This window comes from Paenilisteria rustica (assembly GCF_013820765.1).
Taxonomy (GTDB): domain Bacteria; phylum Bacillota; class Bacilli; order Lactobacillales; family Listeriaceae; genus Listeria_A; species Listeria_A rustica.
Map to the genome: position 1 here is coordinate 155,850 of NZ_JABJVM010000001.1, position 25,350 is coordinate 181,199.

Annotated in this window: 29 protein-coding genes; 21 read left to right on the forward strand and 8 right to left on the reverse strand. The window is 41.8% G+C overall.

Features of this window, described 5'->3' with window-relative positions; genetic code table 11:
• Positions 1-135 precede the first annotated feature (135 nt).
• Entirely contained in the window at positions 136-1,773 is a 1,638-nt protein-coding gene (locus HPK16_RS00730) for a peptide ABC transporter substrate-binding protein (RefSeq protein ID WP_181675104.1), read from the forward strand.
• A 40-nt stretch (positions 1,774-1,813) separates the two neighbouring features.
• On the opposite strand, the gene HPK16_RS00735 is transcribed toward HPK16_RS00730, so the two are convergent.
• Positions 1,814-3,010 carry a CynX/NimT family MFS transporter gene (locus HPK16_RS00735; protein ID WP_246369190.1) on the reverse strand — a complete coding sequence of 399 codons (1,197 nt, stop codon included), beginning with the start codon at positions 3,008-3,010 and terminating at the stop codon, positions 1,814-1,816.
• Positions 3,011-3,014: 4 nt separating this feature from the next.
• Positions 3,015-3,695, reverse strand: a complete 681-nt coding sequence (locus HPK16_RS00740; protein WP_181675106.1) for a FadR/GntR family transcriptional regulator — start codon at positions 3,693-3,695, stop codon at positions 3,015-3,017.
• A gap of 182 nt (positions 3,696-3,877) precedes the next feature.
• On the opposite strand from HPK16_RS00740, the gene HPK16_RS00745 reads away from it, so the two are divergent.
• Positions 3,878-4,933, forward strand: coding sequence for an AI-2E family transporter (locus HPK16_RS00745; protein ID WP_181675107.1), 1,056 nt, complete (start codon positions 3,878-3,880; stop codon positions 4,931-4,933).
• Positions 4,934-4,977: 44 nt separating this feature from the next.
• Here HPK16_RS00745 and HPK16_RS00750 read toward each other — a convergent pair whose 3' ends face one another.
• Entirely contained in the window at positions 4,978-5,862 is an 885-nt protein-coding gene (locus HPK16_RS00750) for an alpha/beta hydrolase (RefSeq protein WP_181675108.1), read from the reverse strand.
• Positions 5,859-6,695: an alpha/beta hydrolase gene (locus HPK16_RS00755; RefSeq protein WP_181675109.1), complete on the reverse strand. Its 837-nt coding sequence runs from the start codon at positions 6,693-6,695 to the stop codon at positions 5,859-5,861. The genes HPK16_RS00750 and HPK16_RS00755 overlap by 4 nt, the downstream gene beginning before the upstream one ends.
• Positions 6,696-6,860: 165 nt before the next feature.
• On the opposite strand from HPK16_RS00755, the gene HPK16_RS00760 reads away from it, so the two are divergent.
• The gene (locus tag HPK16_RS00760) at positions 6,861-7,319 is read left to right on the forward strand and encodes a DUF4064 domain-containing protein (RefSeq protein ID WP_181675110.1); all 459 of its coding nucleotides are present in this window, start codon (positions 6,861-6,863) and stop codon (positions 7,317-7,319) included.
• A gap of 103 nt (positions 7,320-7,422) precedes the next feature.
• Positions 7,423-7,629: a hypothetical protein gene (locus tag HPK16_RS00765; protein WP_181675111.1), complete on the forward strand. Its 207-nt coding sequence runs from the start codon at positions 7,423-7,425 to the stop codon at positions 7,627-7,629.
• Between the two features lie 62 nt (positions 7,630-7,691).
• Here HPK16_RS00765 and HPK16_RS00770 read toward each other — a convergent pair whose 3' ends face one another.
• Positions 7,692-7,937, reverse strand: a complete 246-nt coding sequence (locus HPK16_RS00770) for a DUF3116 family protein (RefSeq protein ID WP_181675112.1) — start codon at positions 7,935-7,937, stop codon at positions 7,692-7,694.
• Positions 7,938-8,360: 423 nt separating this feature from the next.
• Between HPK16_RS00770 and HPK16_RS00775 the strand changes: the two genes are divergently transcribed.
• The 10 genes from HPK16_RS00775 (at position 8,361) to HPK16_RS00820 (ending at position 16,394) form a co-directional block, all read left to right on the forward strand.
• Positions 8,361-8,660, forward strand: coding sequence for a lmo0954 family membrane protein (locus tag HPK16_RS00775; RefSeq protein WP_181675113.1), 300 nt, complete (start codon positions 8,361-8,363; stop codon positions 8,658-8,660).
• 29 nt (positions 8,661-8,689) lie between these two features.
• Positions 8,690-9,559 carry a PspA/IM30 family protein gene (locus tag HPK16_RS00780; protein WP_425487902.1) on the forward strand — a complete coding sequence of 290 codons (870 nt, stop codon included), beginning with the start codon at positions 8,690-8,692 and terminating at the stop codon, positions 9,557-9,559.
• Positions 9,560-9,785: 226 nt separating this feature from the next.
• Positions 9,786-10,925 carry an N-acetylglucosamine-6-phosphate deacetylase gene (nagA, locus tag HPK16_RS00785; protein WP_181675114.1) on the forward strand — a complete coding sequence of 380 codons (1,140 nt, stop codon included), beginning with the start codon at positions 9,786-9,788 and terminating at the stop codon, positions 10,923-10,925.
• 13 nt (positions 10,926-10,938) lie between these two features.
• Positions 10,939-11,643 carry a glucosamine-6-phosphate deaminase gene (locus HPK16_RS00790; protein WP_181675115.1) on the forward strand — a complete coding sequence of 235 codons (705 nt, stop codon included), beginning with the start codon at positions 10,939-10,941 and terminating at the stop codon, positions 11,641-11,643.
• Positions 11,644-11,735: 92 nt separating this feature from the next.
• On the forward strand, positions 11,736-12,458 hold the full coding sequence (locus HPK16_RS00795) for a GntR family transcriptional regulator (protein WP_181675328.1): 723 nt from the start codon (positions 11,736-11,738) through the stop codon (positions 12,456-12,458).
• A gap of 122 nt (positions 12,459-12,580) precedes the next feature.
• Complete coding sequence (locus HPK16_RS00800) at positions 12,581-14,197, forward strand: copper resistance CopC/CopD family protein (RefSeq protein ID WP_181675116.1); 1,617 nt, start codon at positions 12,581-12,583, stop codon at positions 14,195-14,197.
• Positions 14,198-14,213: 16 nt separating this feature from the next.
• The gene (locus tag HPK16_RS00805) at positions 14,214-14,825 is read left to right on the forward strand and encodes a YcnI family copper-binding membrane protein (protein ID WP_181675117.1); all 612 of its coding nucleotides are present in this window, start codon (positions 14,214-14,216) and stop codon (positions 14,823-14,825) included.
• 19 nt (positions 14,826-14,844) lie between these two features.
• A complete protein-coding gene (locus HPK16_RS00810; protein ID WP_181675118.1) occupies positions 14,845-15,168 on the forward strand; it encodes a magnetosome magnetite crystal formation protein family in 324 nt (107 codons plus the stop codon).
• Positions 15,169-15,237: 69 nt separating this feature from the next.
• Positions 15,238-15,900 (forward strand): MOSC domain-containing protein, encoded by a 663-nt coding sequence (locus HPK16_RS00815; RefSeq protein WP_181675119.1) that lies wholly within the window; start codon positions 15,238-15,240, stop codon positions 15,898-15,900.
• 80 nt (positions 15,901-15,980) lie between these two features.
• Positions 15,981-16,394, forward strand: coding sequence for a VOC family protein (locus HPK16_RS00820; protein WP_181675329.1), 414 nt, complete (start codon positions 15,981-15,983; stop codon positions 16,392-16,394).
• Between the two features lie 44 nt (positions 16,395-16,438).
• Here the strand turns inward: HPK16_RS00820 and HPK16_RS00825 are convergent, their stop codons facing one another.
• Together HPK16_RS00825 and HPK16_RS00830 are read right to left on the reverse strand one after the other, a co-directional pair.
• Positions 16,439-17,164, reverse strand: a complete 726-nt coding sequence (locus HPK16_RS00825) for a potassium channel family protein (RefSeq protein ID WP_181675120.1) — start codon at positions 17,162-17,164, stop codon at positions 16,439-16,441.
• A 94-nt stretch (positions 17,165-17,258) separates the two neighbouring features.
• Entirely contained in the window at positions 17,259-18,176 is a 918-nt protein-coding gene (locus tag HPK16_RS00830) for a COX15/CtaA family protein (protein WP_181675121.1), read from the reverse strand.
• A gap of 323 nt (positions 18,177-18,499) precedes the next feature.
• On the opposite strand from HPK16_RS00830, the gene cyoE reads away from it, so the two are divergent.
• The 7 genes from cyoE to HPK16_RS00865 all read left to right on the forward strand — a co-directional run bounded on the left by cyoE (position 18,500) and on the right by HPK16_RS00865 (position 23,784).
• Entirely contained in the window at positions 18,500-19,408 is a 909-nt protein-coding gene (gene cyoE, locus HPK16_RS00835) for a heme o synthase (protein ID WP_181675122.1), read from the forward strand.
• A 122-nt stretch (positions 19,409-19,530) separates the two neighbouring features.
• Positions 19,531-20,583: a CAP domain-containing protein gene (locus tag HPK16_RS00840; RefSeq protein ID WP_181675123.1), complete on the forward strand. Its 1,053-nt coding sequence runs from the start codon at positions 19,531-19,533 to the stop codon at positions 20,581-20,583.
• 69 nt (positions 20,584-20,652) lie between these two features.
• The gene (locus tag HPK16_RS00845; RefSeq protein WP_181675124.1) at positions 20,653-21,102 is read left to right on the forward strand and encodes a YlbF/YmcA family competence regulator; all 450 of its coding nucleotides are present in this window, start codon (positions 20,653-20,655) and stop codon (positions 21,100-21,102) included.
• A 15-nt stretch (positions 21,103-21,117) separates the two neighbouring features.
• On the forward strand, positions 21,118-21,399 hold the full coding sequence (locus HPK16_RS00850; RefSeq protein ID WP_181675125.1) for a YlbG family protein: 282 nt from the start codon (positions 21,118-21,120) through the stop codon (positions 21,397-21,399).
• Positions 21,400-21,676: 277 nt separating this feature from the next.
• Positions 21,677-22,249: a 16S rRNA (guanine(966)-N(2))-methyltransferase RsmD gene (rsmD, locus tag HPK16_RS00855; protein ID WP_181675126.1), complete on the forward strand. Its 573-nt coding sequence runs from the start codon at positions 21,677-21,679 to the stop codon at positions 22,247-22,249.
• The gene (coaD, locus tag HPK16_RS00860) at positions 22,242-22,742 is read left to right on the forward strand and encodes a pantetheine-phosphate adenylyltransferase (protein ID WP_181675127.1); all 501 of its coding nucleotides are present in this window, start codon (positions 22,242-22,244) and stop codon (positions 22,740-22,742) included. The genes rsmD and coaD overlap by 8 nt, the downstream gene beginning before the upstream one ends.
• Positions 22,738-23,784 carry a SepM family pheromone-processing serine protease gene (locus tag HPK16_RS00865; protein WP_181675330.1) on the forward strand — a complete coding sequence of 349 codons (1,047 nt, stop codon included), beginning with the start codon at positions 22,738-22,740 and terminating at the stop codon, positions 23,782-23,784. The genes coaD and HPK16_RS00865 overlap by 5 nt, the downstream gene beginning before the upstream one ends.
• Positions 23,785-23,929: 145 nt before the next feature.
• On the opposite strand, the gene HPK16_RS00870 is transcribed toward HPK16_RS00865, so the two are convergent.
• A complete protein-coding gene (locus HPK16_RS00870; RefSeq protein ID WP_181675128.1) occupies positions 23,930-25,114 on the reverse strand; it encodes a nucleotidyltransferase in 1,185 nt (394 codons plus the stop codon).
• Positions 25,115-25,350: the final 236 nt, after the last annotated feature.

Consider the following 25,350-nt stretch of genomic DNA (forward strand, 5'->3'; position numbering starts at 1 on the left):
GATAGGTCAAGCGCTTATCTCCTTTAACGTAGTAAACATTATAAAATAATTCTATTAATTTAGAAAAAGGTATTTATTTTCACACCAAAATAGCGTATGATAGAAATAGCCACACAAAAAAGGGGAGTTATACATATGAAAAAAAGGTATATTATCAGCTTGATTCTAGTAGCTAGCATGCTCGTATTAGCAGCATGTGGAGGAGGAAAAGACACGGCGAGCGACGCCTCAGATAAGCAAGTTCTGCGCGTCATTGAATCCACAGAAATTCCACTTATGGACACATCACTTGCAACAGATGGCGTCAGTTTCACAGCGATGAACCAAGTTTTTGAAGGGCTGTATACGCTTGATAAAAACGACCAAATCATCCCAGCCGCCGCCGAAGCAATGCCTCAAATAAGTGATGATCAGAAAACCTACACCATCAAAATCCGCGACACAGCCAAGTGGTCAGACGGATCAGACCTTACAGCCAACGATTTCATCTATGCTTGGCGCAAAGTCGTCAATCCAAAATCAGGTGCACAGTATTCCTTCTTGTACCGAGATGTTGTCGCTAACGCGAGTGATATTATCGACGGCAAAAAAGATCCAAAAGAACTCGGCGTGAAAGCACTGGATGACAAAACGATCGAAATCAAGCTAACACAAGCCGTTCCATATTTCAATTCACTCCTCACATTTGGTCCATTTTATCCACAAAAAGAGGCTTACGTGACCAAAGAGGGCAAAGATTTCGCTAAAGATTCCGATCATTTACTTTACAACGGTCCTTTTACCATGTCAGATTGGTCCGGCACAAGCAAGAGCTGGAGCTTCATCAAAAACGATAATTATTGGGATAAGAAAAACGTCAAACTAGACCGCATCGATGTCCAGGTTGCTAAAGAACCAGGCTCAGCCGTCAATCTCTACAACACTGGAAAAGTCGATCGCGCACCTTTAACTGGCGATTACGCGAGCCAATATAAAGATAATAAAGAGTTCGTCGCAGAACCCGATTCCTATGTATACTGGCTGAAATTTAATCAAAAACAAACGGATGTTGCTAACGTAGAACTGCGAAAAGCCATTGCTAAAGCGATTAATAAAGAAGCACTTGCTGACACAGTTATTGCAAATGGCGCGACACCAATCGACGGTGAGATTCCAAACGGTTTTGCCGAAAATCCAAAAACGGGTAAAGACTTCCGCGAAGATAGCGGCAATCACCTCACATACAACGTCGCAGAAGCCAAAGCACATTTTGCGAAGGCGAAGCAACAACTCGGTAAAAGCGAAATCACGCTTGAACTAGTAGGCGACGACCAAGAATTCGCGAAGAAAACGCTGGAGTTCATTCAAAGTGAGCTAGAAACAAATCTTGACGGACTTAAAATCAACCTAAAAACCGTTCCTTATAAAAACAGGCTAGCACTTGATAAGGCGCAAGATTATACCGTCCAATTATCACGTTGGGCACCAGCATACAAAGACCCAATGACCTACATCGCAAGCTGGCAGACAGATAATAATTACAACAATATGAGCTACTCAAGCCCGGCTTATGACAAACTGACAACCGATATTTCCACAACTCTGGCAACAGATCCAGAAGCACGTTGGCAAGCCATGCTCCAAACCGAAAAAGTCTTGCTAGATGACGATGCAGCAATTGCACCACTTTATCAAAACGCCACAGCAGTCCTTGAAAAACCATACGTAAAAGGCGTAGTCAAACATCTTTTCGGCGCACCATACAGCTTTAAATGGACATATATAGAAAAATAAGAAAAGGCAATTTCAGTTTTCAAGCTGAAATTGCCTTTTCTTATTTCCCAAAAACCTTTTTATCGCGTCCTGCATCCATTCCAGTAATAAATAATAACAAGGCAGCAACCACGATAATTGTAAGTGGTACCGTATAGCTATCCGTCATATCATGAAGCGCACCAAACAGTGTTGGGCCAGCCGCGGCTAATAAATACCCAATCGATTGTGCCATTCCAGACAAATCAGCCGCTTCCGTTGCCGTGGATGTCCGCAAACTAAAGAACATCATACACACACTAAAAGCCGTTCCAGAGGCCACGCCCATCATAAATACCGACGGCCCAACAATCCACGCGTCTCCCGCGCCAAAAATAAGCCCTGTGGTTCCAGCAAGTAGCAAAACCGTCATCATAATAACAATCGGACGTTGCGATTTCATGTTGCTGGCGATAATTGGTACGATGAATGTAAATGGAATAATCCCGAGTTGGAATAAAGATAACATGAAACCAGCCTGCGTACTCGCCATTCCTTGACTAATGAGTATCGACGGCAACCAGGCGACCATTACATAAAATAAAGTCGATTGCATCCCCATAAAGAGCGTGATTTTCCAAGCAAGAGGAGAACTCCAAATGCTCTGTCTCGGTTTTTGCGCTACAGATAGGGGCAGGCTTTTCTGATTATACTTCAATTGCGGCAACCACATCAGAAGCGCGATAATCGCAAAGCCAGACCACACTACGAGAGCGCCTCGCCAACCAAAGCCTGAATTCACCGCGATTGGCACGCTAATTCCAGATGCTAACATCGCACACACGTTCATGGAAATCGAATACATCCCTGTCATTAATCCCATTTTAAAAGGGAACTCCTTTTTGATGAGACTAGGTAACAATACATTTCCAACCGCGATAGCTAGTCCGATGAGAAACGTTCCAAATAAAAGTAACGGAATCCCGCCAAATGGCCGAATCAAACTTCCGACTACCATCAAGCATGCTGCAAAAAAGACAATAAACTCCATGCCCCATCTGCGCGCTAATTTGGACACAAAAGGGGATAAGCCCGCAAAGGCAAGCAGTGGTAACGTCGTCAAAAATCCAGTCATCGTGTTAGAAAGTGGTAAATCCACACGAACATAACTAAGAAGCGGACTGAGCGCCGTAATAGGAGCCCGTAAGTTCGCGGCTACCAGCAAAATACCAACTATTAATAAAATACGACTCCGCCTTTTCCGTCTTTCTTCGTCCATTGTTTCACTTTCCTTTCTTTGGTAGCACAATTTGTTTAAAATGCGAAATATACATATCAACACAATGCACAGCCGAGGCCGCATCCTGATTTTGAATGGCTAGAATAAGATCATTATGACCAGCCCCATTCGCATCATTCATTTCCGTCGTACTCGTGATTGACATTTGAATTTCCTCGAACAAATGGGCGTACATATCAATCAAAAGGGGGTTATAAGAAGCCGCAGCAATAGCTTGATGCAACTGCCAATCCGCCTCCACAAACTTCTCCAAATTGTTTTCCATCGTAAATTGTAAACACTGATCGCGATATGTCACCATTTGTGCTAAATCGTCTTCCGTTCGTCGCAAACAAGCAAGCGACACAGCCTCGCGATCAAGCGCATGCCTTACCTCTAAAATTTCCAGCACCGCGGCGCTTTGAATTCTTTTTTGAAGTACGGCACTTAGTTCACTTGTTGCAAGCACAAATGTGCCGTCGCCTTGTTTGACTTCGAGTAGCCCGACGTGCACCAAAGCTCGAATGGCTTCTCGTAGCGTATTCCGACTGACGCCAAACTGCTCCATCAAATCTGATTCATTTGGCAAACGATCCCCAATTCGCCAAACGCCGTCCTTAATCATCTCTTGAATCTGGCTAGAAACCTGTTCAACTAATGATTTCTTTTGTAGTTTATGTAGCATTATTGCGACACTCCTTTTAAAGGTAGGATGATTGGTTCATAGGATATATTACAACTTTTTCGATCAAATGTAAAGCCTTGAAAGTCAATTTTTGCAGATTTTTAGTAGAAAAAATAACTAAATTTTTCATGATCCGCAAAAATGTGCTAGAATATGATAAGGAAACGATAGGAGTGTGTTCTATGGAAGAACTATGGGAGAAATTTAAAGGAAACACAGCATTACAACGAGTTCTTATTTTTGCGCTCCTCATTTTTGTTTTATATTTAGTGAGAAGCATGATTGATCTGATTTTATTAACTTTCATCTTCACTTTTTTAATTACACGATTGGAAAAAGTGATTTTAAGATGGGTGAAGGTGCCACGGAAATTAATCGTTATTGTCTTGTACATATTGATTGTGATATTCTTATATATCGCATTTACGCATTACTTGCCAATTATTATCCAACAGATTGTTTCCACGTTCAACGGTGTCATGAAATTCTATAATAACCCTGGAAATAACGATTTTATCAAATATGTGATGAATTTATTCAATGATTCCAATGTCAAAGCCTATATTAATTCTGGTTTGAAATTCATTATTGGATCGCTAAGTGGGATTGGTAGTATTGGTGTTGCCTTCTTTATGTCCCTTATATTGAGCCTGTTTTTCTCCTTGGAACAAGAGCGTGTTGTTAGCTTTTCAAGTAAATTCCTAACGAGCAAAATGGGGGCTGTTTTCCGCGAAGTTGCCTATTTTGGTAAGAAATTTGTAGGCACATTTGGCGTTGTCTTAGAGGCACAATTTTTAATTGCGATTGTGAATACCGTGCTGACAACGATTGCTTTAATCGCGATGGGCTTCCCACAAGTGTTAACCTTATCGATCATGGTGTTTTTGCTTGGGCTCATCCCAGTTGCCGGTGTTATCATTTCGTGTATCCCGCTTTCGATAATCGCCTATTCCGTAGGTGGCATTACGGATGTCATAGTTATTTTAATCACGATTGTCATTGTGCATTCGATTGAAACCTATATTCTCAATCCAAAGCTAATGTCATCAAAAACCGATTTGCCAGTTTTCTATACCTTCATCATCCTGATTTTCTCCGAGCATTTCTTCGGCGTATGGGGCTTGATTGTGGGTATTCCAGTTGTCGTATTCCTATTCGATGTATTAGGCGTACGCGGAAATGAAGCCGAAATAAAAAGCCGCAGTTTCTGGGGCTTCAAAAAGAAGAAAACGAAATAATAAAAGGCGCCGCATCCAGTATCATCGGACGCAGCGCCTTTTTGTTATGGCCAGAGAAATTGTTTTACGGCTGTATCAACATCTTTATTTTCGTGAAGTTTACTATGCTGTGCTTTACTTCCTGTGAATACAAGTTCCTTATAACTAGCGACCTGATCAAAAATAAATTTACCAGATAGCGCGCTTGCTAAGGAAACACTCGTATCACTTTTCGTACCATCCTGCACATCACCAGCAATATTCAAAACCGCCAGCGCTACAGGTAGTGCTTTTTTGTTCGTTATAAAATTTTGATATCGCTCTGTTTTTGTCGCGGGGCCATTCTCCGTTAAATCATAAGCCGTTTTACCATCCTCACCAATGACTAGTCCGTTAAAAGGAGCGCCGATAGCAACCAGCTTCGTAACGGTCGGGAAATCGGCTTTATCGCTAGCTTCTTCCAAATAACTCGCCCAGTCAACGCCGCCCATCGAATGACCGACAACGTTCACAGTAGGAATATGATACTCGTTTTTGAGTGTGCGCATCACATTTTGCAACCAGATTGTTTGATTGGTCAAAGAACTCTTATTGTCCTCAAAAAGGATTTGAATCAGCGGTTTTGTCGCAAATTTGTCCCAATCACCGGTTGCTTTTACATTGCCTTCTGGTGTAACTGATAGAACCAGTGAGCGATTAGCGTCACCATTTCTAGCAAGCCGGTCCATCATGTGACCCATCGAATTCTTTGTTCCAGAATAGCCGTGTAAGAATAGAGTTGGTGTATCAATACTTTTAACTTTTACTGCCGCGTCTTTTGTTGGAGCTTTCTTCGTGACAGTATTTGTGGTCTGGGGCTGCTTTTCCGTCGCGTCATGTGTCGCGAAGATGAAGCCAAATCCCACAGCGAAGACCGCTAAAACAGTAAAAGTGATTAAAATTTTCTTCATTTCGTCGACTCCTTAAATCCCCATAAGAATTTAGCAACATATTCATCCACTACTGGTAATTCATGCATGTTACTATGTTTTGCGGTTGGGCCAGTCAGCGTGTGAGCTTCCACATATTGATTCGTAAATAGCTCTTTGCCGTACATCACACTATCAATTTTGACCTCACCATCACTATTCGAACCGTCTTCCAAATTACCACCAATAATCATAATTCGCGTCGTACTTTTTAGTTTCTGCTCCATCTGTTTTGCGAACTTGGTATGAATAGCGCTCGCATTGTCCAAATCGACTTCCTGATCGCCGTTCACATACTCTTCCGGATAAAAGGGAACAGCTAAAAAGACAATCTTCTCAACCTCCGGATAATCTGGATTGTTAGCATAGGAAGCGAGGTAAGAAACCCAAGCACCGCCACCCATCGAGTGTCCGGCGGCATTAAACTTTGTCACATCATAGTGATCTTTCAAATAGCGCATCACTTTTTTCGTCCATAAAGATTGTTGTGTCACCGTTGCACGATTATCAGCAAAAACAATATTAATAAGTGGATTATCCGCTCGTTTGCCGTTATACGTTCCTTTTACAGAAATATCACCAGTTGGGCTTACCTTAACAGTCAAAGCATCCGTCGCCCAATCATATTTCTGATCAAAACGGCGAATCATTCCGTGAAGCGATCTATCAGTCCCACGATACCCGTGAATAAAAATGGTCGGTGTCACACTTTGATTCACCTCCCGATGCGTCCCATTCAATTGAAGTAATAACAGTACGGAAGCCGCAACAAAAATAGCTGATAACAATCCCATCCATAAACTTTTTTTCCACATAGGCAAAATCCTCTTTTCTAAAATAACAACATCTTTATAAAGTATACAAGTTTTTTCGGGAAAACGCATCTTCTATCCTATGAAAATGACATCTTTATTTTTACAGGGGAATGTATTTATAGTATACTGAAAACAAACACGTAAGAAATGAGGGAGTAGAATAATATGATTAAACGTACAGCAGAGGTTGTCCTAGCTGTTATTGGTATGCTTTTCGGATTAGTAACCTTAGTTGGTTTTACAGCGATAGGGTTTATTATCGATAGTGCCGCCAGTACAAAAGAGGGTGTCGCATCTTTCACGCGAAGCTATTACCAAAGTCTAGAGGAATCAGGTATTTCCGCGTCGGATGTGCCGAGTGCTAAACAAATTCTTGATATGGTGCATACATATGCCATTCTTGCTCTAATTGCAACGATTGTTTTCACGGTCTTGCTAGTTATTGGCTTGATTTGTATTACTGGAAATAAGAAGCCTGTACTTGCTGGATTTATGTTCCTAATCGCAGGTATTATCGTCACAATTGGTGGCTTTGTCGTAGCCGGATTTGTACCGGGATTATTGCTTGTCATTGCAGCAATTCTCAGCTTCGTCCGCAAGCCAAAAGATCCATTTTTAGCCTAGAAGAATATTATTTTTGTGAACCGTGTCTTTTGTTAGATGCGGTTTATTTTCATATAGAGTGGGAAAAGGAAGAAGGACATCGATTAGGAAGGGGAGGTATGAGATGAAAGATAAGAAGAATTGGGTGCTACTAGGAACGGCTGTTGGTGCCATTAGTGGAGTTATCGCCTATGTGCTATGGAATCAAAAAACATTGGATCCCTTTGAAGAAGGAAAAGAAGAGCTTGATTTGGAAGAAAATAATATGATTTCAGAAGGTGCGATGACGAGTATTGATTATGAAAACAGAAGACAAGCGCTAAAAAAATAATGTTCTTATGGCCTACCGCTAAGCATCTTCACTCGCGGTAGGCTTTTTTCATCTCGATATTTCTATTCTTTTTCTAGAAGCCGTTTCCCTTTTGGGGTAATGTGATACGTTATATCTTCTAAATGATATACTCGAAACACATACCCATAACTTTCCAACGTGTAGAGGACAACTAGAATTATATCTTTACTAAGGTTCGTTTTTCTCTCTATCTGAGTACTCGCTTTATTGAAATGCGTGAGCGATAGACCACCATCATCTAAATGACGCAAAATCGTAGTCAAATGCTTGTTTATTTCTCGTTTCATTTCCCCTTCACCTCTATTTCCATTCATCCCACTAGTCTATTATCCACTGTAAACACACGCTGAAAAAGTCCTTACTGTACTAAATTTAACAATCACCTCCGATACCTAGAGAATCAATAAGTTCATTGATTTATCACCCCCATTCAGAGTATAACCTTTGTAAAGAAAAAATAAAAATCAGAATCGATAGAAAGTGTATCGAACGAATCAAAAGGGTGTTTTTCGATGGGAGTTTTAAAGGTGTGCTAGTAAGTTAGCGCAAGATTTGATATAGTAAGAACTAAGAAATCGTATACATAGAATATACTTATAGAATAGTTGGAGTAGGACTCTAGTTGTAGTGAAAGTTCAAACTCGAGTAGCTTACTGAAATCCGGAATCTATTTTATGATAGTTGTATAGTAAAGCAAGGAGGACATAATCATGAGAGGAATTATTATTGGAGTATTAGTCGCAGCGCTCATCATTGCAATCATTGTTTTCCTTTGGCCCGCGATTATGGCGGCGCTTGGAGCGGCTCTTGGTTATTGGGCTTTAAGACAATTTATGATAGCAAATAGTACAGGCGAGAAGATTTTGTACGGCATACTTATCGGTGTTGGTGCATTAGTTATTTTATCTAATTTGCATGGCGTTCTCACAGTAGCCATTGTTGTTGCGTTGATTTACTTCTTAACTAGGAATAAGCGTAAGACAACAAACACGAATACATTTGATTACTAATAGATATTAAACAATTGGAGGAAAAAACAATGACAAACTTTTTTAATAAATTTAAACAAGCAGTGAATAACGACTGGGATGCAATGAAAGAAAAACGTGAAGAGAAAAAACGCAATTCCGTTTCTTATTATATGGATCAAACGAAGAAAGAAATGAAAGATATCGAACGTGCTGTTGACAAACAACGCGAGCTGAAGTCTTTATTCTATAAAGAGTGTACAGAAATTGAAAAATACATCGAAAAACGCGAATATCAAGCAGGAATCGCGGAAGAAGCTGGCGAAACTAAGCTAGCGAATTTTGCAAAAGAAGAAGTAGCGCAATATAAAGAGCAGTTAGCAACAACGCAAGGACACTACGATAATGCTACAGAACAATTAGACAAGCTAGAATTAAAAATGCACGAAATGCGCTTGAAATGGAAGAACCTAAAAACACAACACTTAGCCGAAACAGCCGAAAAAAATGCAGCCGAAACAGCTGAAAAAATGGATAAAGTCATCCATGATATGAGCTGGGGCAGTGTTACAGATTATCATGAAGCACAAAAGCAACGTGATCTTGCTAATACGGCTAAAAAACAAGCAGATATGACAAGCGAATTATCGCAAACATTTGACGAACTAATGGCTGAACTCGAGAAGAAAACAGCAAAAGGTAAAGAAGCAATCAAAGGAAAAACACAAGATTTCACGCAAATGGTTGATGAGATTATCGAACGCGAGAAACAAAACTTCAAGAAAAAAGACAATGCTTCGATGGAAGAATTGTTAGAGGATTTGGAGCGTGACGCGAAGAAACAAGCGAAGGAAGAAGAATCAGAGAAAGAAAAAGAAGTCCTCATTCCTGAACTTGAAAAGAAAGATATTCCAAACGAAGATAAAAAAGAGCAAGAATAAATAATAATCACACAAAGATACAGCCTTTCTCAAAACAAGAGAAGCGCTGTATCTTTTTCATTATATCCTTTTTTATTTGAAGACAGGGAATGCTGTACCTTATTTTCACCAGCTAGATGCATAATTATTGGAATCAGGGGTAAAGAAAGAGCGTAAAGAGGTTGCATTTTTTTAAATAAGTTGTATAATAATTGGTATAGACCAGTTATAGAAGGGATGTTTTATAATGACTTCAAAAGTAATTAAAAACGCAGTAATATACACAGGCGATTCCGTTATCGAGGAAGGTTTTGTGAGGTTTGATAAGACTGTTAGTGAAGTTGGCCCGATGACAAACTATCAAGAAGTGGCGGACGAAGAAGTTGTTGACGCCAAAGGTCAGAAGTTAGTACCAGGATTTATCGATGTTCATTCGCACGGTGGCTTTGGTTTCGACGCGATGGATGCTGATCCTGTGAAATTAAAAAAACAAGTGCAAGGTATGTTGAACGAAGGAATTACCACGTATTTCCCAACGACAATGACGCAATCTAGTGAGAATATTGAGAACGCGTTAAGGGTTATTGACGAAGTAGCAAAAGACGAGCCGTTAATCGGTGGGATTCATTTGGAAGGTCCGTTTGTGTCACCAGTTTTCAAAGGTGCTCAGCCAGAAGAATATATTACCGCGCCTGACTTGGAACTTTTCAAAAAATGGTTTAAGGCAAGTGGGGAACGTATTAAATTAGTGACGTATGCGCCAGAACACAGCACATCGCCAGCTTTTGAGGATCTTTGTATCGAACTTGGTGTTGTTCCGTCTGTTGGGCATTCTAATGCAGTTCGTGCGGAGTTGATTCCTAGTAAGGCGAGCCATGCGACACATATGTATAATGCTTGTCGTCCGCTACATCACCGCGAACCAGGCGTTGTAGGGCACGTTATGTTGGAACCAAGCATTCATGCAGAATTGATTGTAGATGGTATTCACGTGCATCCTGACATGATTAAACTGGCATACAATGTGAAGGGGCCGAAGCGAATCAACATTATTACAGATGCGATGCGTGCGAAAGGAATGCCGGATGGCGACTATGAATTAGGTGGCCAAAAAGTATTTGTGAAGGATCGCCAAGCGCGTTTGGAAGATGGAACGCTTGCTGGAAGTGTATTAACGTATGACGATGCTTTCCGTAACATGGTGAAATTCACTGGTTGTTCGATTGAAGATGCGGTATTGATGTCCTCGGTTAACCAAGCAGAGGAATTTAAATTAGATTCAAAAGGCGGTATTGAAGTAGGTAAAGACGCTGACTTTAATCTTTTGAATGATGCGCTTGAAATCCAAGCAACCTATTCATTCGGGAAAAAACATAGCAAACAATAGGAGGAAATAAATCATGAATATTATTGTAAAAGAGTCAAAAGCAGAAGCATCAAAAGAAGCTTTTCAACTAATCGAGAAAGCCATTAAAGCTGGCGAAGCAAAAACGTTAGGTCTCGCAACAGGAAGTACGCCAACCGATTTATATAAAGAGTTTGTGAATAGTGATGTAGATACATCGAACTTGGTTTCTGTGAACTTGGATGAGTATGTTGGACTTTCAGCAGAAGATCCAAACAGCTATCATTTCTATATGCATGATGCGTTGTTTTCGAAAAAGCCGTTTAAAGAAAGCTATCTGCCAGACGGTTTGGCGGAAGATGGAGAAGCTGAATGTGCGCGTTATGAGCAAGTTTTGGCAGATCATCCAATCGATATTCAAGTGTTGGGAATCGGTACAAATGCGCATATCGGTTTTAACGAACCAGGAACGCCGTTTGAAACACCGACGCACAAAGTTTTGCTAACGGAATCAACGCGCGAATCGAACAAGATTTATTTTGAGCGTGAAGAAGATGTACCAACACATGCCTATTCGATGGGAATCAAGTCGATTATGGGCGCTAAAAAGATTATTTTACTAGCGTTTGGCGAAAATAAAGCACAAGCGATTAAGGATACGGTGGAAGGCAAAGTGGATGTAAGTGTTCCAGCTTCTGTCTTACAAAACCACCCAGACGTGACGATTGTTGTGGATAAAGCCGCAGCATCCTTGTTATAAGAAATAAAGAGCACCAAGCTAAATCATTTTAAGGATGGAATAGCTTGGTGTTTTATGATATACTTCATTTCTACAAAAAGAAGGTGTAAATGATGATAGATAAGTCGTCGGGAATTCCGATCTATATTCAAATTCAAGGTGAGATTAAGCAGAAAATTGAAGATGGAACATGGCAAGTTGGCAAAGCAATTCCGGCTGAAAGGCAGTTAGCGGAGATGTTTCATGTGAGCCGAATGACGGTTCGCCAAGCTATTCAAGGGCTTGTGGATGATACGATTTTGCAGCGGCGTGTTGGTGCTGGAACGTACATCGCAGAGAAAAAGATGACAGAACATTTAGAAGCGGTTACCAGTTTCACGAATTTAATGATTCATGAGGGAAAAACGCCATCATCGCGAATTGTTTCTTACGGTATCAGACCGGCCAGTGCACAGGAACGTGAGGCGTTACAATTACCTGAGAACAGCAATGTGATGCGGATTGAACGGATACGTTACGGAGATAAGATACCAATTTTATTTGAAGTAGTGGTTGTTCCGGAAAATATTGCTTCGTTATTGAATAAAGAAGATATAATGGATTCGCTTTATGAAGCTATTTTGTCGAAGTTGGGTCAAAATATAGGAGAAGCTGAGCAAATTATGGAAGCCGCACTCGTTTCTGAAAAAGTGGCGCCGTATTTGGATGTGAAGCTTGGTTCACCGGTGATGAAGTTACGTCAAATTACATTTTTACAAGATGGTAGACCATTTGAATTTACGCGTTCACAATATGTTGGAAATCGCTTCCAATTCGTGGCGCGAGTGAAGCAATAGATTATAGGGAAGAGGTCGGGAGTCTTGCATGGGCTTGCGGCTTTTTTGTGAAGCAGATTAATGTCGTAACGAGAGGTTGCATGGTATCTTAGAAGGTAGATGATTTCATAGGGGGTGGATAGATGGTGAAACAATGGTTATGGTGGGGTGTTGGGTGCGTTGTTGCGATGTGTTTGTTCTTTATTCCGACGACGCTAGCCGAGGCACACGCTTATTTGCAAAGTTCGACACCAGCGGATCAGTCAGCAGTAGACCAAGCGCCTAAAAAAGTGGTGTTGACGTTTACGGAGATGATTCAAAATGAGTATCCATCGATTATCGTACGGGATTCTGATGGCCGACGAGTGGAAAAAGGGAAGGCGTTTATTAATCCAGAAAATGATCATGTTGTGGAAGTTGTGTTACAAGATGGTTTGCCAGCGGACGTTTATAGTGCGGAATGGCGAGTTGTATCGGCGGATGGACATCCAGTTTCAGGCGTGATATCCTTTAAAGTTGGGAAAACAAATCAAAGTTTTGCCGCGAATAGCCAGTCAGTAGCGAGTGCGACCTCTTCTTGGCCGAGTACAGCAGTCAAAGTGATTTTATACATAGGCTTTAGTTTGGTATCGGGTGTGTTCTTATTTTTCTTGGCGCTGTACAAGGATACGGTGACTCCTAGGCTGCGTAAGAGATTGGCTCGCGTATTGGTGGTAGGACTGGGACAACTTATCGTTGGATTGCTATTATTTTTGCCATTGCAAGTTCATATTTATACAGGTGGGAATAGTTGGGATGTTGCGGCGATGGGGACATTAGTAAAGTCTTCGGGAATTGGGCATTTATGGCTTGTTCAGATGGCGGGACTGTTAGGCTTAATTGTAAGCTTTCTCCTTATTTTCTGGAAAGGTAGTTTGGAAAAGATCTGGTTATGGCTTGTACCGCTTTCGTTTTTTATCGTCATATTATTTGCGAAGGCAATGCAGGGACATGCGGCGGGTAGTCCAGATAAGACAATCGCGATTCCAATGGATTTCTTGCATCTTGTGAGTGCTTCTGCGTGGGTAGGTGGCATCGTGGTGTTGTTTTTACTCTTGCCAAAACAACCAGAGGCGAAAGTCGCATGGAATCGATTTAGTCCTTGGGCCGCGAGTTTTGTGGGAATGATTATCGTGAGTGGTTTGCTGATGAGCGTGATGAATCTTGGCTCGATGGCGAAATTATTTACGACGGAATACGGCAAGGTTATTTTGCTGAAAATAGTACTGTTTCTCTTGATGGGCGCGCTTGGCTTAGTTCATTATTTGTACATGCGGCAGACTGGGAAAATGATGTCGGCAAAAACTGTTGTCGCCGAATTTGGAATTGGCCTAGTCATCCTCGGTGTAGCAGCATTTTTGACGAATGTACAAACACCACCCCCAGCGCCACCAGAAGCTTTTTCGCAAAAAGTGGCAACGGATTCTGGTTTTGTTTCGCTAAAAGTGGCCCCGGCAATTGTTGGTGATAATACGTTTCTAGTTGTATTTACGGATCAGGATGGCCAGGCGCGGACGGATTTTCAGAAGGTGACGTTGACGGTGATTCCATCGGGTAATAAGAAAGCGACGGAGTTTGAGGCGTCAAAAAATTCACAAAATGAATATGCGGCAAGTGGTCTATATTTAAATGCGACAGGACGTTGGGAAATCAAGGTTCATGCGCTGACAAAGGACTTTTCAGAGATTGATGAAAGTTTTACCATAAAAATAAAACAATGAGGGAGTGTATGATAAAATGAAGAAATTAATGACTTGTTTATTAGCAGGAGCAATGTTAGTGATTTTGCCAGTTATTGCGAGCGCCCATGTAACGGTAGCGCCAGCGGAATCGACGACAGGGGCTTGGGAAACATATACGGTGAAAGTGCCAGTAGAAAAAGACAGCGCAACAATCAAGGTGGTCGTGAAAGTACCAGCGGGTGTGGCTTTTCAATCGTATGAGCCTGTTCCTGGTTGGAATGTCGTAGTAAATAAGGCGGATAGCACGGTAACTTGGACGGCGACGAACGGTGGGATTCAGAATGGACAATTCCAACGTTTTAGTTTTGTAGCGCAAAATCCGGATAAAGCTGGAACGGTAGATTGGAATGCGTACCAATATTATCAAGATGGCTCGATTGTGGAGTGGACTGGCAATGAGGACGCGGATTATCCGCATGCAACAACAACCATTTCGAAGGCTGTATCGGACAGCGCTACAGATTCACATGGTAAAAAAGCGACGGAAAAAAGTGAGACCAACGAAGATACGAAAAGTGTTTCTGTGGTACAATGGGTATCTCTAGGCATTGCTATTCTGGCACTTGTCCTAGCTGTTTGGACATTTGTAATGAAACGTAAGAAATAACGAGAGGATTTGATGAAGTTTGACAAGCGATAAGGTTTGGGCGATACTTTCTTACGCCAGCCATTTCTTTCTACCGGTCGTTTTTCCAGCGGTAGTATGGATTTTTGTGAAATCGGAGTATGTAAAAAAACATGCTAAAACGGTATTATTTGTTGATTTAGTTCCGACTGTGTTGAATATTTTATTTTTAGTTATGATCGGATTGTACGGATTTTCGACAGGAGATAGCTCTGGAATGACGTTTATTGCTATATTCATGTTGTTTGTGATCATTGTTGTGAACGTCATTATCTTCATCTGGATAATTGTCAGAATTGTGAAGGTCTCCATGGATAAAATATAAAAAAAGGACGCCAGAGCTTGAAAGTTCGGCGTTTTTTTGTTAAATTGAAAGCATCAGAGGGGTGAAGACATGGAAGGGAAAATTATTGGACTTGCTATTGGTAAGCCAAAAGAGATGCCGGTTGGTAAGAAGCGGTCGATGATGACGGGAATCGTAAAGCAACCAGTTGAGAAAGCAATGTTGACGCAATATGGTTTTGTAGACGACGGGCAATATGACCTGGCGCACCACGGCGGAGTGGATCGTACGGTTTGTATTTACCCCGCAGAACATTATGAACGCTGGAACGAGCAGTTTGGAATTGAGTTACCACCTGCAGCTTTTGGTGAAAACTTAACGGTAACGGGAATGTTAGAAAAAGATGTGTGTATTGGTGATGTTTTTAGAATTGGACAATCGATTATTCAAGTGACGGAAGCACGTAACCCATGTGCAACGATTGGCAAACGTAATGATTTATCTGAATTATTCAAAGAAGTTAGAAATACAGGTTATACGGGATATCTATGCCGTACGATTGAGGTTGGGGAAATTTGCCTTGGGGATACGGTGGAGTGTATCGAGCGACCAGATGACTTGGTGACAGTAGCGTATTGTCACGAAAATATTCTCCATGGATATGGAACGGAAGAAGAGATGATTCGTATTTTAGAAGTGGAAGCGCTAGCGGAGCGTTATCGTTTTGATGTAGAGACACGTTTGATCAATTTGGCGATGGTGAATGAGAAATGAATGTGTGTGCTTTTTTTCAGTAGTATGGTATAATTTTAACGAATGAAAGCGTTATAAAATAAAAGAGAGTGGGAATGAAAATGACATTAGGTATTTATATCAATATGAAGGATCAGGTGCGTGAGGCATTAGGTTTTTATGGAGAAATATTTGGTTCGACGTGTACGGATATGATGACATATGGTTCTATCAAGGAAGAGGGCGGACCTGAAATAGACGAAAAAACCAAAGAATTGGTAATGAATGCGAGTCTTCAGATTGAAGGGGACACGGTGATGTTTTCGGATACGCCAGATTTCATGGAGTTTATCCCAGGAAATAATGTGACGCTCGTTTTGGAAACGAAAGATGCGGAGAAATTAACACGTTATTTTGATGCTTTATCTGATGGGGCAACGAAAATTATGCCGCTACAGGAAACTTTTTGGTCAGAAAAATTTGGTCAATTAACAGATAAATATGGTGTTGGTTGGTCGTTCAATTTAACTAAGTAACAAAAAAAGTTTGCGTTTCGTATTAAGACGAGACGCAAACTTTTTTATTGTGGGGGGCCTTCTTCTTGTTTTTTGCTGTGAAGGAAAGTTTGGACCATGTTGATTTCAGCTTCTGTCAGAGTACCAGCTTGTTCGATACTCCGCGTAATTTTTGTGATTTTTTCAGAGCTGCTAAGTTTTTTCCTATTGTTTGTAATGAAGCTACGGATGGTCGAGGTTAGCGCCCCGATGAAGCCGATTCCGAACAGCATCAGGAGAATCGCCAAGAAACGACCAAGTCCTGTTACTGGAACAATATCACCATACCCTACAGTCGTTGTTGTTACAATGGAGAACCAGATGGCGTCTGGATAATTTTTGATACTCGGCTCTACGAGAATAAGTGGTAGTGGAATCACGATGACAAGGATTACGAACGTATTAATCATCCGATTGAAGCCATTGGTGCGCAAAAAACTATAAAGTGGAGCGATATAGCGCCTGCCAATAGCTGTTAATTGAAGGATTCGAAACAAACTAACGATACGAGCTAGACGGAAGAAACTGTATAGTGGCAAAATCGCAATGAGTTGAAATAGATGCGTCTTGATATATGTTTTCTTATCTTCTGCCCGGATTAATCGCGCAAAATAATCGACTGTAAAAACAGCCCAGATAATGGTATTAAGAATGGTAACTGCTTTGCTATGTATCGGGATAGTCAGAACCGAGAGCAGGACTAAAAAGAGCATAAATAATTCGTAATAAAGCGTGCGACGTGGAGCTTTCAACCGATTACCTACTTTCTGATTATATAATATACCTATTCTATCACAAAAAACCGCCAAACTCATCTGGAACGCGAGTCTGGCGGTTTTAATCGTACTATCTAATACGTAATCGATTCTGCTTACTACGACTAGCGAGCAGGCAAAGGTAGGTCATCAAGGCGAACATCATCGTGATAATGAGGCTATGTGCTAATGCGACGTAAAGATTCACGTTTGTTACAACAGACATGATACCTGTAAACGCTTGGGCAGCAACAAAGATGATTTCAAGTACCATCGCATATTTTAAGACGCGATAATGACTATATTCGCGGAACACAATCCATGTGACGTACAAAATCCAGACGACGAGGATCAGTGCTGCAAACCGGTGTAAGTATTGTACGTAATCTTGCACGTTGGTTGGCATGACGAACTTTCCATCTACAAATGGCCATGCTGGAACGGCGAGGCTGGCTTTTTCATGACGAACGAGCGCGCCTGTGTATACGGAAAGATACGTGTAGATCGTTAGTAGATAAATGTTGACTTTTAGCTTGGTGCCGATGACCATGTTGCGCGCGTCGAACTTGTTGTCTACTTCAAAAATAAGCAGGCAAAGTAGCACGATAGCAGCGTAACAAATGATGGAAATTCCGAAATGGAGTGCCATGATATACGGGTTTTGGCCCCACATAACAGCCGCCGCCCCCATAAAGGCTTGCAATACTAAGAAAGCAACAGCAACGATAGCTAACGGTTTTGTTTCGCGGCGATCTTTAATATAAATCCATGCTAAAATAGCTAAAACAATAACGAAAATCGAGCTAATTCCAGTTGTGAGTCGGTGCATAACCTCGATAATTTTTTCGGGTGTAATGTCTGTTAGGCGAACAAATTGGCCGTTACAAAGTGGCCACGTGTTTCCGCATCCGTCTGCTGAGCCGGTCTTCGTTACTAACGCGCCACCAAACACAACGAACGTCATGCAGAGGATTGTTAGGACGGACCAGACTTTTAGAAAAGTTTTCATTTTTTTATGGTTTCCCCCTTCAATATGTATTAATTCAAAACTGAGCATACATAAGTAGTCTGTATTGCCATATACCATCTTATTTTAACTTGTTTGCCAGTGTAAGTAAAGGGCACGGCTTGTGAAATATAAAGGAGAACCAAAAGTTACAGATACAGTTCTTCGTGCTCAAATGAAGTCCAAAGGCTTGACAAAGTAGGTGTTTATTTCCGATAATAGTTAGGATGGAGTTCATAGTAAGTTTGTGAACAAGTAAGCAATGTAGACGTGATTGTCTATGTGAATAATGTGTAAAGCGCAACAGATGTTAAGGGGGAAAACAAGTGAATCAAATGGATAAGACGGCAAAAATTGAAGATGCTACCAAGTTCACTGTGAAAGATTTTACGGAACTTGTGAAAATTGGGATTGTTAATTCCAACACGATTACGGCTTTTACGGGTATGTGGCTGGCATTTCAGTTAACAGGGGTTTCTTTTATACAGAATCTCGACATTCTTATTTTTACTATTTTAGGATCGGGAATGGTTGTGGCGGCGTCGGGTGCTTTTAATAATGTTATCGATCGCGATATCGATGGGATTATGGAACGGACGAAAAATCGTCCAACGATGACAGGTAAAATTTCCGGGAAACGGGCGCTACTTGTGGCCGCGGTGCTTGGTGTTGTCGGAGAGGCATTGCTATTTATGACTACGTGGCAGGCGGGAGTTATCGGGCTAATTGGTATTTTCCTATATGTCGTTGTTTACTCGATGTGGGCAAAACGAAAACTGGTCAGCAATACAGTTATTGGTAGTTTCTCAGGTGCTGTGCCACCGCTTATCGGCTGGTTTGCAGTAGAGCCAACGTTTAGCGCTGTGCCGATTATGTTATTTCTCGTGATGTTCTGCTGGCAACCGCCGCACTTTTATGCGATTGCGATTAAGCGGAAAGAGGAATATGCAGCTGCTGGAATCCCGATGTTGCCGGTTGTAAAAGGTATCGAACGGACGAAGTGGAGCACGCTTTTCTGGGTTGTATTACTAACTATTTTGCCATTCTTTATGTGGGAGTTGGGTCTCGTTTATGTGATTCTGGCTACCGTTTTGAATGTGATTTGGTTGGCGCTATGTTTATACGGATTTAAAATGGAAGATAGCATGAAATGGGCGCGGATTAGTTTTGTGTACTCGATTAATTACATGACGATTCTGTTCGTATCGATGGTTGTTATCGGTGTATTTTTATAAGAGGTAGGGCCTGACTTTCGAGTTGGGCTTTTATTTTGCAAAAAAATGTCGATTTTCTCACTAGTAATTTTCGGGAAAAGCCGATACAATAGAGGGAGTAGCATGAAGGAGTGCAGAAGTCTATGCGATTTATTTTACGAACAATTTGTGTGGTAGTGGTGTGTCTCTTTGTGGGCTACTATACGGATTTATTTTTTGAAACGCCTACGGAAGTGAATTCTGTGGATGATAAGGCAGTGCAACAAGGAAATGTGGATAAGAATAAAACGAATGAAAGTGGCCCGAATGCGGAGACTCAAGCGAGTCTTGCGGCTTATATTAATAAAGATGTGGCGCTACTTGTGAAGAAATATGGTGATCCTAAGCGAATCGATGCTTCGCCATATAGCTATCAGAATTATATTTTCCACCAGACGGATGATCAGTATATGCAGGTTGGTGTGATGAACAAGAAGGTGCAGACGATTTATGCGCTGGGAGATAAGTTGCCACTGAAGCCGTTTGAGATCGATATGCCGACGGAGAAAGTTTTTTTGAACATGAAATTGCAGTCGGAGATTACGTTTAATTATGAGGATAATTACTACCGGTTTGAGTTATCGGAGGATGAGCTGAATATTCGTCCGCTCGTGAGTTTGGGGAATGGTGTTTATGCGCAGGTGAACTTTGATAAATTTGAGTCAAAAGTGATTAGCGTTCGCTATTTTAATAAATTATCGCTTATAAAGATGCATCCGTATGAGATGACGTATCAAGGAGATATTTTTAAGGATACGGTGACGGATGAGCAGTGGGATAAGGTGGATAAGGCCTCGGATCAGCAGGTTTTTGATATTTCGAATATATTCCGCGAGCGTTATGGGAAGAAGCAGTTAGAGTGGAATGAAGATGTTGCGGAAGTCGCGTACGGGCATAGTGTGGACATGTATCAGAACAAGTATTTTGATCATAATTCGCCGACGTATGGGACGCTTGCAGATCGTATGAATCGCGCGAATATCGATTATATGAAGGCGGCGGAAAATATCGCTTCCAATTATTTGGATGGACCCGCGGCAGTGGAAGGCTGGTTGAATTCAGCTGGGCACCGCAAAAATCTATTTGATGACAGCTTTACGGATATGGGAGCTGGAACTTATCGGAAATTTTATACGCAGAACTTCTTGCAAAAGTAAAGCGTTTTTCAGGGAATCGTGCTATAATGGAGCATGTAATTTGATTTACGATGGAAAGAAGGTGGCAACATGCTTGCTACAATGGAAAATCTGGCGTTGCTTGACATGTCAGATGATCTTGCATCGATGATTTTGGCGTCGGCGGAGGCAGATCGATATCGCGAATGTCTGCACCAGATGACGACGAATTTGCTCACACAACAGCGTATTAAGCGCTTGGCAAAGATAAAGGAACAATACGATGAAGTGCAACGTTTTGGTCGCTATCATCCAGATTATAAAGAAGTGAATCGTCTGGCTCGTCAGTATAAACGTGATGTTGATATGGATGATCATGTCGCAGCGTTTCGACAAGCGGAGATGGATTTGCAAAGTTTACTCGACGAAATTAGTTTTATTTTGGCAGATGCTGTCTCGGAAAATATAAAAGTCCCAACTGGAAATCCGTTCTTTGAAACGAAATCTTCTTGCTCGACAGGTGGATGCGGTTCAGGCGGCGGTTGTGGCTGTTCAGCTTAAAGAGGGGGAAAGGCAATGGAGAATGAACGTCAATCCATCATTATTTGGATGAATCATTTGAAGCAAGTACGTTCTTTAAAGCGTTTTGGAAATGTGCACTATGTTTCTAGGAAGTTGAAATATGCGGTTTTATATTGCGATATGGCAGAGATTGAAGATGTTGCTGCCAAGTTATCGCGGTTCCATTATGTGAAACGAGTGGAACTTTCGTATCGGCCGTTCTTAAACACCGAATACGAATCGAAGAAAGACATGAAATTCCGTGACCGCATGGACGACGTACAAATCAGTATTTAGAAATAGATGATAAGCAAGATAAATCGGCGAGAAGCGTTCGCATTCCACAAGTTTGGCGGACTTCCGGTTCTCACATACACGAGTATGCTCCGCTTCCGGCTTCCACCAAACTTGTGGAATACAAACGCTTTCGCTCGATTTGTTTGAAGCCGAATTTTCATCTTACGCAGTTAAGTGATTTTATTTTGATTGGTTTTTAAATTTAGTGGCATGATTCGATTCTCGTTTTTTCGAGATTGGGTTGTGTCGCTTTCTATTTTTTGGAGGTACATAATAGATGAGAGTTATTGCAGGAGAACGTAAAGGGCATCATTTGAAGGCGGTGCCGGGAACGAACACAAGGCCGACGACGGACAAAATTAAAGAGTCGTTGTTTTCGATTATTGGGCCTTTTTTTGATGGGGAAAAGGTGCTTGATTTGTTTGCTGGAAGTGGTGGACTTGGCATCGAAGCGCTGAGTCGCGGGGCAAGTGAATGTGTGTTTATTGATCAAGCGCAGGCGGCGGTAAAGACGGTGCATTTGAATGTGTCGGCGTGTCATTTAGAGGAGCAGGCGCATATTTTTAGAAATGAAGCGAAACGGGCATTGAAGGTTTTGGCTAAGAATGAGTGGGCGTTTGATTTGGTGTTCCTTGATCCGCCGTATAAGAAGCAGCAGTTGGAGCAGTTGATGGAGTCGCTTTCGGAGCTTGAATTGGTGAATGATGCGGCGCTTGCGATTTGTGAACATGACGCGGACGCGGTTTTGCCAGATGCGGTTGCTGGATTTAAAAAAATTCGGGAAGAGCGCTACGGGATTACGGTGCTTTCGATTTTCGAATATGAGAAGGAAGTGGCTGAAAATGAATAAAGTGGCGGTGTGTCCGGGTAGTTTTGACCCGATTACGAATGGTCATTTGGATATTATTACACGTGCGGCGAAGGTTTTTGATGTGTTGTATGTGGCAGTTTTGAATAATTCGTCGAAAAAGTCGTTATTTGATGTGGAAGAGCGGATTTATTTGATGGAGCAGGTGACGAAGCATTTGCCGAACGTGCGCGTGGAGAGTGCGACTGGATTGCTAGTTGATTATGCGAAAGAGAAAGAGGCGGACGTGATTGTTCGCGGGTTGCGGGCGATTAGTGATTTTGAATATGAGATGCAGATTACGTCGATGAATCGGGTGTTGGATGATCATATCGAGACGTTTTTTATTATGACGAGTTCGCAGTATTCTTTTCTTAGCTCGAGTATTGTGAAGGAAGTGGCGCAGTATAACGGGAATATCGCGGAATTAGTGCCACCGATTGTGCACCAAGCGTTGTTAAATAAACTAGGAATACAGGAGAAAAAAGATGATTAAAAAGAATTGGAAAAAACTATTAGCCGGACTGATTGTGCTGGCGTTGGTTGTGGCATTTTTTGTGCCGTTGCCGTATTATGTGACACGACCAGGAAGTGCAGACAAACTTAGCCCGCTAGTGACGGTGGAAGGGCATGCAAGCAACAGTGAAGGCGTGTTTCGGCTGGTAACGATCGCAATGGGGCAGGCCAATATTTATTCGTACTTAGCAGCAAAAGTGTTGCCGTATCAGGAGATTGAGAAAGAATCAGACGTCCGTGGGGAAAATGAAACGGATGAGGAGTACAATGTTCGTCAGTTATCGCTCATGAATCAGTCTAAAAACAATGCGATTCAAGTGGCGTACAAAGCGGCAGGGCAATCGGTGAAAATCGAATATCGCGGTGTGTATGTTTTGAGTGTCATGCCAGATGTACCAGCAGCGAAAGTACTGGAAGCAGGCGATTTAATCACAGCCATCGACGGAAAGTCATTTGAATCAAGCAAGGAATTTATTGATTATGTGCGCAGTAAAAAAGTGGGCGATAAAGTCGAGGTAAGCTACAAGCACCAAGATAAGTCTGAAAAAGCATCGGTCGAATTAATCGATATTGATAAAAAAGGAACACCTGGAATTGGCATTTCACTTGTGGATGATCAAAAATTAGTGACAGATCCCAAAATCACGATCGATTCAGAGAAGATTGGTGGACCATCTGCTGGTTTGATGTTCACGCTTGAAATTTATAATCATTTTGGCAAAACGGATTGGACGAAAGGTCATAATATTGCAGGAACTGGTACGATTGACGTAGATGGCAATGTCGGTCGGATTGGCGGTATTGATCAGAAAATTGTAGCGGCAGACCGCGATGATGTGGAGATTTTCTTTGCGCCAGATGATACGATAACACCAGAAATGAAGAAGGCGCAACCTGGTGTTGTGAGTAATTATGACGATGCAGTGAAGACGGCGAAAGCGATTGATTCTAAGATGAAAGTCGTTCCGGTGAAGACATTCCAAGATGCATTGGATTATTTGAAAACGGTGAAAGAGAAATAGGTATACGAAAAACGAAGCAGAGACATAAGTAAAATCTAGCTTTGAAAACTCAAAAACAGAACAGCAGGAATCTTTGTATAGAGCCATTTTAGAAATGGAGTATGCAAAGATTCCTGCTTTTTTAAAATTCTAGAGCTCCTTTTGATCAGGTTCTTCTGTACGGAGAGGCATGAAAGTCACGCAAAATCTGGTTTTCTAGTGTAGGTGCAAAAGAGTATAGTTTTGTCGCGCGAATATCGTTTTCAATCAACGCAGGGCTTGCCTTCGAAGCTGTACTGACGATTGGTAACTCGATGTCTTTTTTGACCTGGCGGAGGTATTGTTGCCCAATGGCCGATATGCCTAGAAGTCGGATATAATTTTGCGTTGGTATCGTAGTTTCTGTCTGTTGCGCCAGTATTTGAAGTGCGGTGCGCTTGATGCGGGAGTTACTATAGCGTTTCGTTGTTGCGGCTGCTAGGAATTCATCGAAACTGGCCGCGTGAAGTGCCGCTTGTTGCAATCGGTTTTCGATGCCTTCTGAGACACCACGGATGTTTTGAAGCTGGGCGGCGGGTGCGGTAATAAGCTGGTATTTAAGTAGTGGCCAAAAATCGTCCCAAGACACAAAGGAATGCGTTTCGCGGAATTTCTGCAAAAGGAACAATGTGGAATCGGGAACGTATTGGCGCGCTTTTTCCCAGTCGTTGGCAAGCAACATGGTTCGAATAGCGGTTGCACTCGCGATAGAATGATGCGTTGGATCCGTGTCATGATAGGCCGCATTTTGTCGAGCCATTGTCGCAATTTTGATTTTTTCCCCTTGTTCAGCAATCGCGAGTGCATAGTGGAAACCGAGGATATTATTCGGCTGCGCTAAATCAAGCGTCAAATCGGGCGCTAGTTCGTGAAACGCGGCATTCCAAGCTGTTGCATAACTATTCGCCTTATCGTCCAAAAAACGCCGCATAGACGCTTTAAAGAGGACACTTTGTTCTGTCATTAGCTTGGCAGCAGAACTAAAAACATTTGCATCCCCATTTTCACTACCAAAAAAGATGGAATCGGTCTCTAATGCACCTAAAATTTCGATGGCTCCATTAGCAAAAATCGCGGCTTGCTGTGTTGCGAAATGGAATGGAAGTTCAATAACCAGATCCACACCAGCATCAACCGCCATTTGCGCACGCTCCCATTTTGGCAGAAGGGCAGGTTCACCCCGTTGCAAAAAAGAACCGCTCATCACGGCGATAATGACATCCGCCTGGGTCTGCTTCTTTGCTTCTTGTAAGTGGAATAAATGGCCATTGTGGAACGGATTATATTCTACGATAATGCCAGTTGCTTTCATTTTTTATCAACTCCATGTCACGATAATATCGATTAGCTCTCAAAGCTTGCTAAGTCTACTATTTGAGTTTAGCAAGTAAATCATGTTAGACTAAAAAAGGATGCCGTTTAAAGGGATTCGTTGGTTACTATTTCTGATTACTTCCAGAATACCACAAAATTGGGCGGGAGAACATGGTTCGCTTAGGAAATAGGGATTGACAAAAGGCTTAGAAAAGTCTATAATATTTTTTGTTG

Coding starts and splice junctions, on each gene's coding strand:
- HPK16_RS00730 (WP_181675104.1), top strand. CDS start 136: ATGAAAAAAAGGTATATTATCAGCTTGATTCTAGTAGCTAGCATGCTC.
- HPK16_RS00735 (WP_246369190.1), bottom strand. CDS start 3,010: ATGGACGAAGAAAGACGGAAAAGGCGGAGTCGTATTTTATTAATAGTT.
- HPK16_RS00740 (WP_181675106.1), bottom strand. CDS start 3,695: ATGCTACATAAACTACAAAAGAAATCATTAGTTGAACAGGTTTCTAGC.
- HPK16_RS00745 (WP_181675107.1), top strand. CDS start 3,878: ATGGAAGAACTATGGGAGAAATTTAAAGGAAACACAGCATTACAACGA.
- HPK16_RS00750 (WP_181675108.1), bottom strand. CDS start 5,862: ATGAAGAAAATTTTAATCACTTTTACTGTTTTAGCGGTCTTCGCTGTG.
- HPK16_RS00755 (WP_181675109.1), bottom strand. CDS start 6,695: ATGTGGAAAAAAAGTTTATGGATGGGATTGTTATCAGCTATTTTTGTT.
- HPK16_RS00760 (WP_181675110.1), top strand. CDS start 6,861: ATGATTAAACGTACAGCAGAGGTTGTCCTAGCTGTTATTGGTATGCTT.
- HPK16_RS00765 (WP_181675111.1), top strand. CDS start 7,423: ATGAAAGATAAGAAGAATTGGGTGCTACTAGGAACGGCTGTTGGTGCC.
- HPK16_RS00770 (WP_181675112.1), bottom strand. CDS start 7,937: ATGAAACGAGAAATAAACAAGCATTTGACTACGATTTTGCGTCATTTA.
- HPK16_RS00775 (WP_181675113.1), top strand. CDS start 8,361: ATGAGAGGAATTATTATTGGAGTATTAGTCGCAGCGCTCATCATTGCA.
- HPK16_RS00780 (WP_425487902.1), top strand. CDS start 8,690: ATGACAAACTTTTTTAATAAATTTAAACAAGCAGTGAATAACGACTGG.
- nagA (WP_181675114.1), top strand. CDS start 9,786: ATGACTTCAAAAGTAATTAAAAACGCAGTAATATACACAGGCGATTCC.
- HPK16_RS00790 (WP_181675115.1), top strand. CDS start 10,939: ATGAATATTATTGTAAAAGAGTCAAAAGCAGAAGCATCAAAAGAAGCT.
- HPK16_RS00795 (WP_181675328.1), top strand. CDS start 11,736: ATGATAGATAAGTCGTCGGGAATTCCGATCTATATTCAAATTCAAGGT.
- HPK16_RS00800 (WP_181675116.1), top strand. CDS start 12,581: ATGGTGAAACAATGGTTATGGTGGGGTGTTGGGTGCGTTGTTGCGATG.
- HPK16_RS00805 (WP_181675117.1), top strand. CDS start 14,214: ATGAAGAAATTAATGACTTGTTTATTAGCAGGAGCAATGTTAGTGATT.
- HPK16_RS00815 (WP_181675119.1), top strand. CDS start 15,238: ATGGAAGGGAAAATTATTGGACTTGCTATTGGTAAGCCAAAAGAGATG.
- HPK16_RS00820 (WP_181675329.1), top strand. CDS start 15,981: ATGACATTAGGTATTTATATCAATATGAAGGATCAGGTGCGTGAGGCA.
- HPK16_RS00830 (WP_181675121.1), bottom strand. CDS start 18,176: ATGAAAACTTTTCTAAAAGTCTGGTCCGTCCTAACAATCCTCTGCATG.
- HPK16_RS00840 (WP_181675123.1), top strand. CDS start 19,531: ATGCGATTTATTTTACGAACAATTTGTGTGGTAGTGGTGTGTCTCTTT.
- HPK16_RS00845 (WP_181675124.1), top strand. CDS start 20,653: ATGCTTGCTACAATGGAAAATCTGGCGTTGCTTGACATGTCAGATGAT.
- HPK16_RS00850 (WP_181675125.1), top strand. CDS start 21,118: ATGGAGAATGAACGTCAATCCATCATTATTTGGATGAATCATTTGAAG.
- rsmD (WP_181675126.1), top strand. CDS start 21,677: ATGAGAGTTATTGCAGGAGAACGTAAAGGGCATCATTTGAAGGCGGTG.
- coaD (WP_181675127.1), top strand. CDS start 22,242: ATGAATAAAGTGGCGGTGTGTCCGGGTAGTTTTGACCCGATTACGAAT.
- HPK16_RS00870 (WP_181675128.1), bottom strand. CDS start 25,114: ATGAAAGCAACTGGCATTATCGTAGAATATAATCCGTTCCACAATGGC.